This window comes from Glycomyces dulcitolivorans (assembly GCF_003265355.1).
In the GTDB taxonomy this organism is placed as follows: domain Bacteria; phylum Actinomycetota; class Actinomycetes; order Mycobacteriales; family Micromonosporaceae; genus Glycomyces; species Glycomyces dulcitolivorans.
Window position 1 is genome coordinate 1 of sequence record NZ_QFRW01000260.1, and the last position, 13,259, is coordinate 13,259.

The 13,259-nt window shown below is 71.0% G+C and carries 13 protein-coding genes and 1 pseudogene; 8 read left to right on the top strand and 6 right to left on the bottom strand.

Annotated elements, in window-relative coordinates; genetic code table 11:
* Together DI269_RS17235 and DI269_RS17240 are read left to right on the top strand one after the other, a co-directional pair.
* Positions 1-220 (top strand): annotated as a pseudogene (locus DI269_RS17235) (1-phosphofructokinase); the annotation flags it as partial.
* 183 nt (positions 221-403) lie between these two features.
* Positions 404-1,267: a GNAT family N-acetyltransferase gene (locus DI269_RS17240; protein ID WP_112138061.1), complete on the top strand. Its 864-nt coding sequence runs from the start codon at positions 404-406 to the stop codon at positions 1,265-1,267.
* Positions 1,268-1,279: 12 nt separating this feature from the next.
* Here the strand turns inward: DI269_RS17240 and efeB are convergent, their stop codons facing one another.
* The 5 genes from efeB to DI269_RS17265 form a co-directional block, all read right to left on the bottom strand.
* Entirely contained in the window at positions 1,280-2,521 is a 1,242-nt protein-coding gene (gene efeB / locus DI269_RS17245; RefSeq protein ID WP_112138063.1) for an iron uptake transporter deferrochelatase/peroxidase subunit, read from the bottom strand.
* Positions 2,522-2,550: 29 nt separating this feature from the next.
* Positions 2,551-3,675, bottom strand: a complete 1,125-nt coding sequence (gene efeO, locus DI269_RS17250) for an iron uptake system protein EfeO (protein ID WP_112138066.1) — start codon at positions 3,673-3,675, stop codon at positions 2,551-2,553.
* A gap of 7 nt (positions 3,676-3,682) precedes the next feature.
* Complete coding sequence (gene efeU / locus DI269_RS17255; protein WP_112138069.1) at positions 3,683-4,534, bottom strand: iron uptake transporter permease EfeU; 852 nt, start codon at positions 4,532-4,534, stop codon at positions 3,683-3,685.
* Positions 4,535-4,706: 172 nt separating this feature from the next.
* Complete coding sequence (locus tag DI269_RS17260; protein ID WP_112138072.1) at positions 4,707-5,525, bottom strand: hypothetical protein; 819 nt, start codon at positions 5,523-5,525, stop codon at positions 4,707-4,709.
* 76 nt (positions 5,526-5,601) lie between these two features.
* Positions 5,602-6,579 (bottom strand): aldo/keto reductase, encoded by a 978-nt coding sequence (locus tag DI269_RS17265; protein ID WP_112138075.1) that lies wholly within the window; start codon positions 6,577-6,579, stop codon positions 5,602-5,604.
* A gap of 145 nt (positions 6,580-6,724) precedes the next feature.
* Here DI269_RS17265 and DI269_RS17270 point away from each other — a divergent pair, with 145 nt between their 5' ends.
* The 6 genes from DI269_RS17270 (at position 6,725) to DI269_RS17295 (ending at position 12,679) form a co-directional block, all read left to right on the top strand.
* Positions 6,725-7,930, top strand: coding sequence for an ROK family transcriptional regulator (locus DI269_RS17270; RefSeq protein WP_112138078.1), 1,206 nt, complete (start codon positions 6,725-6,727; stop codon positions 7,928-7,930).
* 340 nt (positions 7,931-8,270) lie between these two features.
* Positions 8,271-9,569 carry an ABC transporter substrate-binding protein gene (locus tag DI269_RS28310; protein WP_112138081.1) on the top strand — a complete coding sequence of 433 codons (1,299 nt, stop codon included), beginning with the start codon at positions 8,271-8,273 and terminating at the stop codon, positions 9,567-9,569.
* Positions 9,570-9,580: 11 nt separating this feature from the next.
* Complete coding sequence (locus DI269_RS17280) at positions 9,581-10,555, top strand: carbohydrate ABC transporter permease (protein ID WP_112138084.1); 975 nt, start codon at positions 9,581-9,583, stop codon at positions 10,553-10,555.
* Between the two features lie 4 nt (positions 10,556-10,559).
* On the top strand, positions 10,560-11,435 hold the full coding sequence (locus tag DI269_RS17285; protein ID WP_112138087.1) for a carbohydrate ABC transporter permease: 876 nt from the start codon (positions 10,560-10,562) through the stop codon (positions 11,433-11,435).
* Positions 11,436-11,588: 153 nt separating this feature from the next.
* Positions 11,589-11,975, top strand: a complete 387-nt coding sequence (locus tag DI269_RS17290) for a DUF4234 domain-containing protein (protein WP_112138090.1) — start codon at positions 11,589-11,591, stop codon at positions 11,973-11,975.
* Positions 11,976-12,163: 188 nt separating this feature from the next.
* Complete coding sequence (locus DI269_RS17295; protein WP_112138092.1) at positions 12,164-12,679, top strand: adenine phosphoribosyltransferase; 516 nt, start codon at positions 12,164-12,166, stop codon at positions 12,677-12,679.
* Between the two features lie 226 nt (positions 12,680-12,905).
* Here DI269_RS17295 and DI269_RS17300 read toward each other — a convergent pair.
* A partial coding sequence (locus DI269_RS17300; protein WP_198667509.1) for a bifunctional 4-hydroxy-2-oxoglutarate aldolase/2-dehydro-3-deoxy-phosphogluconate aldolase occupies positions 12,906-13,259 on the bottom strand: 354 nt, incomplete at its 5' end.

A 13,259-nucleotide genomic window follows, 5' to 3' on the forward strand; every position in this document is an offset into this window, starting at 1 on the left:
CCTCGCCGGGCCCGTCGCCAGCACCGTCGGCGCCGGCGACGCCTCCCTCGCGGGCTTCCTCGCCGCCGGAGGCGCCGGACCCCGCGCGCTCGCCGCCGCCGTCGCCTGGGGGACCGCCGCCGTCGCCCTGCCCGGATCCATCATGCCCGCCCCCACCGACATCGACCTCGACGCCGTCGAGGTCACCGCGACCCCGGACCTCGCCCGGGTCCTGCGCTGAGCATGAGAAGGAGCACGGCAATGTCCGATCTGATCACCGCCGACCTGGTCGACCTCGACCTCACCGGCGCCGACCGCCACGAGGCCACCGCGCGCCTCGCGGCCCTCCACGCCGACGCCCGCCGGAGGACCACCTCCTGAAACCAGTTGCGCCACCCGCCCGCCCTGCGGTGAGATCGCCCCTATGACGATCGCACCGGGCCGCCCGCAGCCGCACGAACTGGCCGACGTCCTCGCCGTCCTCCGCGACTGGCAGCACGAAGGCGCCCCCATGCAGCTCCACCCCGGCGACCTCGGCTGGTACCAGCGCTTCGGCGCCGACGAGGCCGCCGCCTCGGTCCGCACCTGGACCCGCGACGGCCGCACCCTCGCCGTCGGCCTCCTCGACGGCCCCGACCTGCTCCGCCTCACCACCGCACCCGAGGTACGCCGCGACCGCGACCTCGCGGCGCGCATGGCCGACGACATCACCGACCCCGCCCGCGGCGTCCTGCCCGCGGGCAAGGTGAACGTCGAGGCCCCGGCCGACTTCGTCCTCCAAGACGTCCTGCCCGGACACGGCTGGATCACCGACGAACCCTGGACGCCGCTGCGCCGCGACCTCACCGACCCCGTCGAAGACCCGGGCCTGCGCATCGAGACGGCCGGCCCCGACCTGGTATCGGAGCGGACCGCGGTCCACCGCGCGGCATTCGAGAAGTCCACCTTCACCGACGAGCGCTGGCACGCGATGGCCTCCGGCCCCGCCTACGCCGACGCCCGCTGCCTGATCGCCTACGACGGCAACGGCACTGCGGTCGCCGCCGTCACGGTCTGGTCCGCCGGCCCCGGCAGGCCCGGCCTCCTCGAACCGATGGGCGTCCACCGCGACCACCGCCGCCTCGGCCACGGCAGGGCGATCACCCTCGCCGCGGCCGCCGCCCTCCGCGACCTCGGCGCCTCCAGCGCCCTCGTCTGCACCCCGTCCGACAATCCCGGCGCGGTCGCCGCCTACGAGTCGGCCGGCTTCAAGGCCCGCCCCGAAGTCCGCGACCTCGCCCGCCCCTGACCCGGGCGCCGGTCACGTGAAGAGGGCGCGCCCCCACCAGTCGTCCTCGTCCTGCACCCCCGGCGGGCAGGCGAAGATCGCCGACGAGGTGTGCTCGATGTACTCGTTGAGCGGGTCGTTCTCGGAGAGGCTGCGCTGCACGGGGATGAAGCCGGTCTCGGGGTCGCGCTGGTAGGCGATGAAGAACAGGCCCGCGTCGAGGCGGCCGAGTTCGTCGCTGCCGTCGACGAAGGAGTACCCCCGGCGCAGGATCCGGGCGTCGCCGTTGGTGGTCGGGTGGGCGAGTCGGATGTGGGCGTCGGCGGCGATGACCGGCTGCCCCTCGCTCTCGGCCTCGAAGTCGGGTTCGTCGAATTCGCTTGTGGCGCCGAGCGGGGCGCCCTCGGACTTGTCGCGGCCGAAGATCTGCTCCTGCTCGGCCAGGTTGGTCCGGTCCCAGATCTCGATCCTCATGCGGATGCGGCGGGTGACCAGGTAGGAGCCTCCGGCCATCCAGCCCTCGTCGGCCCACAGGTGCGCCTCCAGCAGGTCCTCGTCCTCGGCCTTGAGGTTCGCGGTGCCGTCCTTGAAGCCCATGAGGTTGCGGGGAGTGGCCTGGGCGGTGGAGGTCGACGAGGTGCGGCCGAAGCCGAGCTGGGACCAGCGCATCGCGACGGTGCCGAAGCCGATCCTGGCGAGGTTGCGGACGGCGTGGACGGCGACCTGGGGGTCGTTGGCGCACGCCTGGACGCACAGGTCGCCGCCGGAGCGGGCGGGATCGAGGTTGTCGAGGGCGAAGGGCGGGAGCTCTTGCAGCGCATCGGGTCTGCGGTCGGCGATGGCGAACCGGTCGGTGCCGTCGGCGTCGGTGAACAGGGTGGGTCCGAAGCCGACGGTGAGGGTCAGCCCCGAAGGCGGGAGCCCCTGGGCCTCGCCGGTGTCGTCGGGCGGGGCGTAGTAGTCGCCCCCGGCCGCGCCGCCGGGGCCGGCGTAGTCGCCGCCGCACATGCGCGCGGCGGCGACCGTCCACGCCTGGAGCATCGCGACGAGCTCGTCGCGGTCGGCGGTGATGACGTCGAAGGCCGCGAAGTGGAGCCGGTCCTGGGCCGGGGTGAGGATGCCGGCCTGGTGGGCGCCGTAGAACTCGACCGCCGTGGCGGCGGGGTCCTGCGCGGCCGTGGCGGCCGCTTCGGGCCAGAACCTTCCGGCCGCGTAGCCGGCTCCGGCGGCGGCGAGGCCGGCGGTGCCCAGTCCGATGGCGTGGCGTCGCTTCACCTGTCTCCTCCTTCTTCGGGGCCGGGCCGCTACTCGGCGACGACCGCGGCGACCTTGCTGACCTGCTCGCCGAGCGCGTTGACGGCGTCGGAGAGCGCTTGTAGCTCCTCGGGGGCCAGCTCGTCGTGGAACCGCCAGCCGTCGCCGTCGCGGTGCTGCTCCAGTGCGGCCCAGGCGTTCGCGAACTCCTCGTCGAGGGCGGCGACGAGGTCGGGGTCGCGCTCGTCGAGGACCGGGCGCATCGAGGCGATGGCGGCCTCGGAGCCTTCGAGGTTGGCGGCGAAGTCCCACAGGTCGGTGTGGGAGTAGCGGTCCTCCTCGCCGGTGATCTTGAAGGAGGCGATCTCGTCGAGGAGGGCCTTGGCGCCGTTGGCGAGCTGGAGCGGGGACAGCTCCTCGGCCGCGGCGAGCTCGACGATCTCGGCCACGTCGGCGACGAGCTGGTCGGCGATCGGGCCGGAGGCGGAGACGTCGCCGGTGATCCACAGGTCGTATTCGAGCTTGTGGAACCCGGTGAAGGCCGGGTCCGCGGGGCCCTCGGGGTAGTCGTCCTCGCGGGCGTCGATCCTCGGGTCGAGGTCGCCGAAGATCTCGGCGACCGGCTCGATGCGCTCCCAGTAGGTGCGCGCGACCGGGAACAGCGCCTTGGCGCCCTGGATGTCGCCGGCCTTGACGGCGTCGGCGAACAGCTGCGTCTGCTCGACCAGTCCGGCGGACTGGGACTCGACGTACCGCTGGTAGGAGTCGACGGCCTCCTGGAGGGCCTCGTCGTCGCTGAGGCTCTCGGATTCGCCGGTGACGGTGAAGTCGGCGCGGATGCCGTCGCCGATCATGCCCGGCTTGCACGCGGTCTCGTAGGAGTCGGCGGGCAGTTCGACGATGAGCTCGCGCGTCAGGCCGGGGGTGATGTTCTCGACCTCGCCCATGACGCGGTTGCCCTCGGCGTACACGTAGAACTCGGTGACCTTGGAGCCCTCGTTCTTGATCGTGAACGTGACGGTCCCGGCGTCGGCCTCGGCCGCGGCGACCTCGCAGGAGTCGTCGGTGGCGAGGACGTCGATCGCGCCGTCGGCCGAGTCGGCGGGCTTCTCCGAGCAGGCCGCGAGCATGGCGAGCGCGGCTGCCGCCGCGGCGGCGGGGGCGAGGTGGCGCATGGTTCTCCTAATTGGATTCGGCGGGGGCCGGTTCGGGCCGGGGCTTCGGCTCCGGGCGGGACTGCCTGCGGGGCAGCAGGAACAGGACGAGGACCGGGACGGCGTAGGCCGCCCAGGCGACGCATTCGAGCACGGACGGGGCGGGGGTGAGGTTGAACATCCCGGCGAGCAGCTCGCCGTACCAGGTGCCGGGGACGAGGACGTGCGAGACGTCGAAGGCGATCGCGTTCAGGCCGGGCAGGTCGCCAGCCTCCTGGAAGTCGTGGACGGCGTACTTGAACATGCCGGCGGCCACGAGGACGAGCAGGACGCCGGTCCAGGTGAAGAACCTGGTGAGGTTAACGCGCAGGGCCCCGTAGTACAGGCCGGCCCCGACGGCGACGGCCGCGGCGATGCCCCCGGCGGCGGCGCCGAGCGAGGCGGCGGGGCTCTCGGCGAAGTCGATCATCGCGTAGAGGATGAGCGCGGTCTCCAGGCCCTCGCGGATGACGGCGAGGAACGCGATGGCCGTGACCGCGATCGGGCCGATGGCGATCGCACCGGACAGCCGCTCGCGCAGGTCGCCGCCCATCTTCTTGGCGGCCACGCGCATCCAGAAGATCATCCACGTCACGAACGCGACCGCCAGCAGCGAGGTGACCGCCTCGAACCGCTCCTGCCCGGCCAGGGACAGGTAGGCGCTGCCGTAGTTGAGCGCGGCCCCCGCACCGACCGAGACGAGCACGGCCGCAGCCGCGCCGATCCACACGTGCGGCAGGTACCGCCGCTGGTCGGACTTCACCAGGTACGCCACGAGGATGCTCACGATCAGCGCGGCCTCAAGGCCTTCGCGCAGACCGACGAGGAAGGTGGCGAACATGGGGCTCCTAAGGGGCGAGGGCTGGTAAGGCGATGCTAAACCTTTTTAGGCCAACCTCACAAGTCGCCTGGTAGTCGTCCGGATACCGGCGCAGGCGGAAGCCCCCGGGCTCAGCCGGCCGGGGGAGCGGTGGAGCGGCAAGTCGCCGTACGGCGGCCCTCCTACCCGGTGGTCACCAGGAGTGCGCGGAGGACTCGATCAGTGCCAGGTATTCGGGGTCGATGTCGCCGGTGGCGGCGCGTTCCTTTGCGCGGGTGAGGCATTCGCGCCGGAAGGCCTGGTCGGGGCAGGCGGCGGCCTGGGCGGTGGCGAGGAAGCACACCTCGACCGGGTCGATGCCGGCGCGGGGGAGGCCGTGGGCGCGGACCTGCTCGGTGAACCAGGCCGTGAACTCGTCGAGCGAGCGCCGGGCGAGGAACGCGTGGCTGCGCGCGAGGTCGTCGGCGGTGAGGTCCTCTCCCGCCACGAGGCGGCGGTGGGCGTCCTCGCATTCGCCCTGGCCGTCGAACCCGGTCTCCTGCAACGCCAGCAGTGCCGCGGCGATGTCCCACCGCGCGGCCTCGGCCTCAGGATGGTCGGCCTCGTCGCCGGGGCCGGTGCTGAACGCGGCGGCCAGCTCCGGGCCGTAGGGGACCGGCTCGACCGTGCCCGCGGGGGTGCCGGTCCCGGTGCGGCGGACGCGGAACGCGCCCCGGTAGGGCGGGATCAGCCCGAAGATCGTCGTCTCGACCGCCTCCAGCACCTCGGTGTCGACGTCGGTGAGCGGCCCGAGCTGGTCCCAGCCCCAGTCGCGCAGCACGGCACCGGTGACGGGCATGCCCTGGATGTGGAGGAGCTGCTCCGGCGGCGTGAGGTAGTCGCCCCCGGCGGGATCGCGGGAGTCGGCGATCGCGAGCGTGTGGGTCTCGGAGAACCCGTCCTGGTCGGTGACGATGACCTGGTCGAGAATGGCCCAGGCCCAGTCGGGCAGTACAGGATCGGCCTCGCCCATAACAGCGCCCCTCTCATCGCGGTCAGATCAGGATCGTAGCAACGCGACTACATTCCCGACACCCTCGGCTCCGGGGTCACCAGCGGTGGTGGACCTGGGGGCGGATGAGGTCGTCGTAGATCTTCCGGACTTCGGCGTGGAGGTCGGCGTCCAGGGGGGAGAAGTCCGCGGCGGCGGCGTTGGCCTGGGCCTGGGCGGCGTTTCGGGCTCCGGGGATGACGACGGTGACGGCGGGCTGGTCGAGGATCCAGCGGAGGGCGAACTGGGCCATGGTCATGCCGTCGGGGACGAGGGGGCGGAGGCGCTCGACCGCTTCGAGGCCGGTGGCGAAGTCGACGCCAGCGAAGGTCTCGCCGACGTCGAAGGCGTCGCCCTGGCGGTTGTAGTTGCGGTGGTCGTCGGGGGCGAACTCGGTCTGGGCCGTGTACTTGCCCGACAGGAGCCCGGAGGCGAGGGGGACGCGGGCGATGATGCCCACGCCGGCGTCGGCGGCGGCCGGGAGGACGCGTTCGAGGGGCTTCTGGCGGAACGGGTTCAGGATGATCTGGACCGAGGCGACGCCGGGCCGGGCGATCGCGGCCAGGGCCTCCTCGCAGGTCTCGACGCTGACGCCGTAGTGGGCGATGCGCCCGTCCGCGACCATCGAGTCGAGTACGTCGAAGACGGCGTCGTCGCCGTAGACGCTCGTCGGCGGGCAGTGGAGCTGGACGAGGTCGAGCGGGGTCATGTCCAGGCGCGAGCGCGAGTCGTCGTTCCAGGCAAGGAAGTTCGCCTCGCTGTAGTTGCCGTGGAGCTGCTCGGCGCGCCGGCCCATCTTGGTCGCGACGAACACGCCCGGGTGCGCCTTGCGGAAGGCGCCGACGATGCGCTCGGAGCGGCCGTCGCCGTAGACGTCGGCGGTGTCGTAGAAACCGACGCCCGCGCCGGCCGCGGCCTCCAGGGCCGCCGTCGCGTCCGCTTCGCTGACCTCGCTCCAGTCCGCGCCGATCTGCCAGGCGCCGAACCCCACGACGCCGACGCTCGCACCGGTCCTGCCCAGAACACGCTTCTCCATGCCGTCCACCCCTCGTACTCGCTGCCGAAACCGCACCAGAGCATACCGGGGCGAAGTGACATTCACGGCCGTCGCTGCGCGAACCAGTGACCACCACTTCAACTAACCCATTTACAAAGTGGCCTGCCCGCCGTAGCATTCAGCCATGAAGTCCACCTCGCGCGACATCCGCCTGCGCAACTGCTTCGCGGTCCTGCGGCACCTCATCGCCGATGCGCCGACCTCCCGCCAGATCCTCGCCCGCGAGACCGACCTCTCCGTGGCGACGGTGTCGAACCTGGTCACCGACCTGATCGAACTCGGCGTCGTCGTCGAGGTGGGACGCGAGGACTCCGGCGGCGGGCGGCCCCGCGCGCTGCTGGCGCCGAACGCGGGCGGCGGCGTCATGATCGGCGTCGACGTCGCCGAGACGTACGTGCAGCTGGAAGTCTACGACCTCGCGCTCACCGTGGTGGACCGGGCCGAAGAGCGCATGGAGGCCAGCGAGAACAGCCCCGACCAGGTCATCGGCCACATCGCCAGCGCCATGGACCAGGTCCGCGGGCGCCTGGGCGACCGCGCCATCCTCGGCGTCGGCGTCAGCCTCCCCGGCCAGGTCGACGTCACCTGGGGCGTCTCCGGGTTCGCCCCCAACTGGAACTGGCACGACGTCCCCTTCCGCCAGCTCCTCACCGAGCGCCTGCGCCTCGACGTCCCCGTCTACCTCGACAACCCGCTCAAGACCATCACCGTCGGCGAGCTGTGGTTCGGCGACGGCCGCGGCGTCGACCGCCTCGCCGTCCTCATCCTCGGCACCGGCGTCGGCGCCGGACTCGCCTTCGGCGGCCAGCTCTACCGCGGCGCCACCAACTCCGCGGGGGAGTGGGGCCACACCACCATCAACCCCGCCGGGCCGCAATGCCGCTGCGGCGCAAAGGGATGCATCGAGGCCTACGTCGGCGCGCCCGCGATCCTGTGGCAGTGGGCCCAGCTCGACGGCCGCGCCGCCGCCGGGTCCCAGACCGAGGCCATGGCCGCGCTCGCCGCCGCCTGGGAGGCCGGCGAGGCCTCGGCGGTGCGCACCGTGGAGACCGTCGCCGAGTCCCTCGCCGCCGGCGTCGCCAACCTGCTCAACCTGGTCAACCCCGACCTGGTCGTCTTCGACGGCTGGGTCACCGCCGCCCTCGGCGACGCCCTCATCCCCGAATTCGAACGGCGCCTTGCCGACCACGCCATGGAGGCCCCGCTCAAGGCCGCCCGCCTGAAACGGAACACCCAGGAGCGCAACATGGTCGCACTTGGCGCCGCCGCCCTCGCCCTCGAAGGCCACCTCAACCGCCTGAACACGGTCGGGTCCCGCAGCCGCCGCTGACCGGACCCGCAGCGCCCCATCCGAAGCAGCGCCTCATTCGAATACGAGGCGGCGCGGCCCCGACGGCCGCGCCGCGACCGCAAGCGCCCCGCGCGTCACCGCCGCGAGGGCGCTTCCAAGGCTGCACGCTGCGAGAACACCCGTCCCGAGAAGCGAGTGCCCCCAAGGGAACCGCGAGCAAATCGTTACCCCGAGCCTTACTTCAACCCATTGACAAAGTGAGAGACGCTCGCAACACTGGAGGCGAATCGGCGCATGTCGATTCTCCGCTGCGGCGTCGACCATGACCCGGCCTCGCGCGGGAGCCCTTCCGACCTCTCAACGCAGCGAGGAGCTAGAAATGGTCGCCTTCAACCCTGACCGCCCGTCCAGGCAGGCGCTTGCCGCCCTGGCGTTCAACCGCCGCCGCATGCTCGCGCTCGGCGGACTCGCCGCAGGCGCCGGCGCCCTCGGCGCGTGCGGCTCCAACACCGGCCGCGGCTCCAGCGACGGCGTCAACCTCTACCAGTGGTACCACCAGTACGGCGAGGCCGGCACCAAGGAGGCCGCCGAGAGGTACGCCGCCGCATACGAGGACGCCACCGTCACCATCAACTGGATCCCCGGCGAGTACGACACCACCCTCTCCTCCGGACTCCTCGCCGAGAACCCCGGCGACTACCCCGACGTCTTCGAGAGCCACCTCAACCGCTCCATGGTCGACTCCGGCCAGATCGTCCCCCTCGACGACCTGTTCGAAGGCGTCCTCGACGACTTCACCGACATCGACGTCAAACGCAACTCGATCGACGGCAAGATCTACGGCATCCAGATGATCGACGACCCCCAGTTCCTCTACTACCGCCCCTCCCTCTTCAGCGACGCCGGCATCACCGAACCCACCACGTTCGACGAACTCGCCGCCGCCGCAGCCGAGCTCACCACCTCCGACGTCAAGGGCCTCTTCCTCGGCAACGACGACTCCGCCACCAAGCTCTTCCAGCCCATCGTCTACTCCGCCGGCCAGACCCTCCTCACCGACGACTTCCAGATCGGCTTCGACAAGGACACCGTCATCGCCGGCGCGCTTCAGGTCAAAGCCCTCCACGAATCGAACTCGCTCCTCATCGGCGCCCCCACCGAGGCCTGGGACCCGTCCTCGATCATCCAGGGCCTGTGCGCCATCCAGTGGTGCGGCCTCTGGGCCCTCCCCCAGATCATCGACACCTACGGCGACGACATCGCCGTCATGCCCTTCCCCGGCTTCGGCGGCGGCACCCAGACCGTCTACAACGGCGGCTGGTCCACCTTCGTCAACGCCAAGTCCGAACACGTCGACGAGGCCAAGGCCTTCGCCAAATGGCTGTGGATCGACAACGAGGAGTACATCCAGGACTGGTGCCTCTCCTACGGCTTCCACATCCCGCCGCGCAAGTCCATGGCCGCCAACGCCGACGCCCTCGCCGAAGGCCCCGCCGCCACCGCCGTCCAGATCTCCCAGGACTTCGGCTGGGGCGACGACCCCAACTGGACCCCCACCATGGAGACCGCCGTCGACGACATGATGACCCACATCGTCCTCGAAGGCGCCGACCCCTCGGCCGAGTTCGACACCGCCGCCCAGACCATCCAGACCGAGCTCGACTCGATCTTCGGCTGACCGGGGGCACCGTGGCCGTCTCGACCGAGACCGCCGCACCCGACGCGGAGGCGGGTGCCGGGGGACGCACTCCCCGGCCCCGCCGCCGCAAGGGCGGCTGGCGGACCGCACTCACCTTCTGGTACTTCACCGGGCCGTTCCTCATCGGCCTGCTCGTCTTCACCTACATCCCGCTGTTCTGGAGCGCCTACCTGTCGTTCTTCGACGCGCGCAACACCGTCGCGCCGCTGCCCGAGGACTTCGTGGGCTTCGGCAACTACGTCCGGATGCTCCAGGACGCCGCGTTCATCGACAGCCTGGCGACGTTCACCGTGTTCGCGGCCTTCGTCGTCCCGCTGACGTTCGCGTGCTCGCTCGCGCTGGCGCTGCTGCTCAACCGGGTGCGGCTGATGCGGGCGTTCTTCCGCTCGGTGTTCTTCCTGCCGTTCGCGTGCTCCTATGTGGTCGCGTCGCTGGTGTGGAAGATGTCGATCTTCAACGGGGTGCGCTACGGCATGGCGAACTCGGTCCTGGACCTGTTCGGCATCGAGGACGTCCCGTGGCTGTTCGACCCGAGCCCGCCGTGGTACTGGCTGGTCATCGTGTCGCTGCGGCTGTGGATCCAGTGCGGCTTCTACATGATCCTGTTCATCGCCGCGCTCCAGCAGATCCCCGAGCACCTGTACGAGGCCGCCTATGTGGACGGCGCGAAGCCGGGCCGGCAGACGTTCTGGCACATCACGCTGCCGCAGCTGCGGGCCACGTCCGTGGCCGTGCTGATGCTCATCCTCATCGCCGCCTACCAGGCGTTCGACGAGTTCTACAACCTCATCGGCAACCAGGCGTACGCCCGGCCGCCGCTGATGTACCTGTACACGACCGCGCTCGGCACCCAGCAGGACCTGGGCCGCGGCTCCGCAGGGGCGCTGATCCTGGCGCTCATCATCGCGATCGTGACGGTGCTCCAGGGCAGGTTCCTCGGGTTCGGCAACGCGGAGGAGAAGTAGCGACATGTCACATACCACTGCGCGCCGCAAGCCGGTCGGCTACCGGCCGGGGGCCGGCACCAAAGGCGCGAACGCCGCGGTCCTGATCGTCCTCGCGGTGCTCACCGTCCTGTTCCTCATCCCGTTCTACCTGATCCTGCGCAACGCGTTCGCCACGGACGCGGAGATCACCGCGCCCGGCTGGATGTGGTTCTCGCCGGATCCGGCCTGGGACAACCTGTCGCGGCTGTTCAACGACCCGGCCGTGCCGATGGCGCGGTCGCTCCTGAACTCCGCGATCGTGGCGGTCCTGACCACGGTCGGCACGCTGTTCCTGTGCACCACCGCCGGATACGGGCTCGCCCGCGTCCCGTGGCGGCACGCGAACAAGGTGTTCTACGTGGTGCTGGCCACGCTCATGATCCCCGGCGCGATCACGTTCGTGCCGAGCTTCGTGATGGTCTCCAGCCTGGGCTGGCTCTCCGACTACCGGGGCCTGATCATCCCGGGCCTGTTCAGCGGCTTCGCGGCGTTCCTGTGCCGCCAGTACTTCCTCGGGTTCCCGCGGGAGCTGGAGGAGGCCGCGCGGGTCGACGGGCTGACCTACTGGGGTGCGTTCTGGCGCATCGTGATCCCGAACTCGGGGAGCTTCCTCGCGGCGATCGCGGTGATCACGTTCGTGGGGGCGTGGAACTCGTTCCTGTGGCCGCTGGTGATCGGGCGCTCGTCGGACTCGTGGACCGTGCAGGTCGCGCTGTCGACGTTCCTGACCGCGCAGACGGTGAGCCTCTCGCAATTGTTCACCGCGGCATTGGTGGCGATTCTCCCATTGGTGTTCGTCTTCCTGTTCTTGCAGCGTTTCCTCGTCCAAGGCGTGGCCCAAACCGGACTAAAGGGCTGAACAAACAGGACTGCCTTCCTCCATACACGACAATCGAACATGCTAACGTGAGCTGCACTTCGGTCAGCGAGCCCAACCGGCTGCGGGATTCGTCCCGCAGCCGTGCGTTTTGACCGTGCCCCGTTTCCCCTTATCGCAAGGAGTCGTGCCCCCATGCCCGAGCTGAAGACCCGCGGCCCGTTCGCCGTCTGGATCCTGAGCCTCCCCACCTTCGGCATCTACTACCTCGTGTGGTTCGCGAAGATCACCGCCGAGGTCAAGGCCGTGAACCCGAACGGCGAGAAGAACGTCAACCCGGCCCCCATGGTCTGGTCGCTCATCATCGGCGCCCTGACCCTGTTCATCTGGCCGATCGTCAACTGGTTCAAGTTCTGCGCCTCGATCCGCCAGGAGCAGGAGGCCGCCGGCCTCGCCCCCACCTTCTCGACCGGCCTCGCCACCCTGTTCGTCTTCCTCGCCGCCACCCACGTCTGCTACGTCCAGTCGCAGCAGAACCTGGTCGTCGCCGCGGTCAAGGCGAAGCAGCTCGTCGCGGCCTAGCGGGTCTCGTCGATTCCCGAGCCCCCGGCCCTGGCCGGGGGCTTCGTCGTACCCACGGTGCCATGTGACATGTGATGTACCACCGGTATCACGGGCCCCCCGTCGCAACCCTGCCCCAGGGGTACGACAACCGTCGGAGGCGGTGACGAGCGGCGCCCGTGGGCTGGCGACCGGTTACCCTTGCCGTCGTGGACCTGACCGAATACGTGCCCGTCGTGCCCGACTTCCCCGAGCCGGGGGTCGGATTCCGCGACATCACGCCGCTGCTGGCGGCCTCCGACGCGTTCCGCGCCTCGATCGACCGCCTCCAGGAGGCGGTGGAGGCGTACCCGTACGACTCGATCGCCGCGTTCGACGCCCGCGGGTTCCTGTGGGCCGCGCCGCTCGCCGACCGAACCGGCAAGCCGCTCCTGCCGATCCGCAAGGCCGGGAAGCTGCCCCGCCGGGCCGCGGTCGAGACCTACCGCGGCGAGTACGCCGAGGTCCGCGTGGAACTCCACTCCGACGCCGTCAAGGCCGGCGACCGGGTCCTCCTCGTCGACGACGTCATCGCCACCGGCGAGTCCATGGCCGCCGGCGTGCGCCTGGTCGAGGGCCTCGGCGGCACCGTCGCCGCCTGCGCCGCCCTCCTGGAGATCGCCGCCCTCTCCGGCCGCGACCGCCTCGACGGCTACCCCGTCGTCTCCCTCCTCGGCAAGCTCTAACCGAGACCGGCGCAAGGGCGATCGGCGAGCTCCCACCGAGCCCGCCCGCGCTGGCGGGGGCAGGCCCCGGCCTCGCCCGCTTCGGCCGCACCGTCCCCGGAACCCGAGGACGCGCGCAACGATCGCGTTGCGCGCGTCTTGTCGTACCCCTGAGGCAGGGTTGCAGCGGGGGGCCCGTGATACCGGTGGTACATCACATGTCACACAGCACCGGGACCCGCGGCGGTCAGGCCAGGAGCTTCTCGATGTTCGCCGGGTCGGCCAGGGCCGAGCCCATGCCGATGACCGAGGCGCCGGCCTTGCGGTAGGCCTCGACCTCGTCGGGGCCGACGCCGCCGGTCGCCACGTACTTCACCTCGGGGAACGGCCCGGCCATCGCCTTGAACCAGTCCCTGCCCAGCGACGACGCGGGGAAGATCTTCACCCACGTGCAGCCCAGGTCCCGGGCGAGCCCGACCTCGCTCGCCGTCGCCACCCCCGGCAGGTGCGGCAGGCCCGCCGCGTGCGAGGCGGCCAGCACCGCGGGGTTCAGGCCCGGCGCGATCGTGTAGGCCGCGCCGGCCGCGGCCGCGCGCTCCAC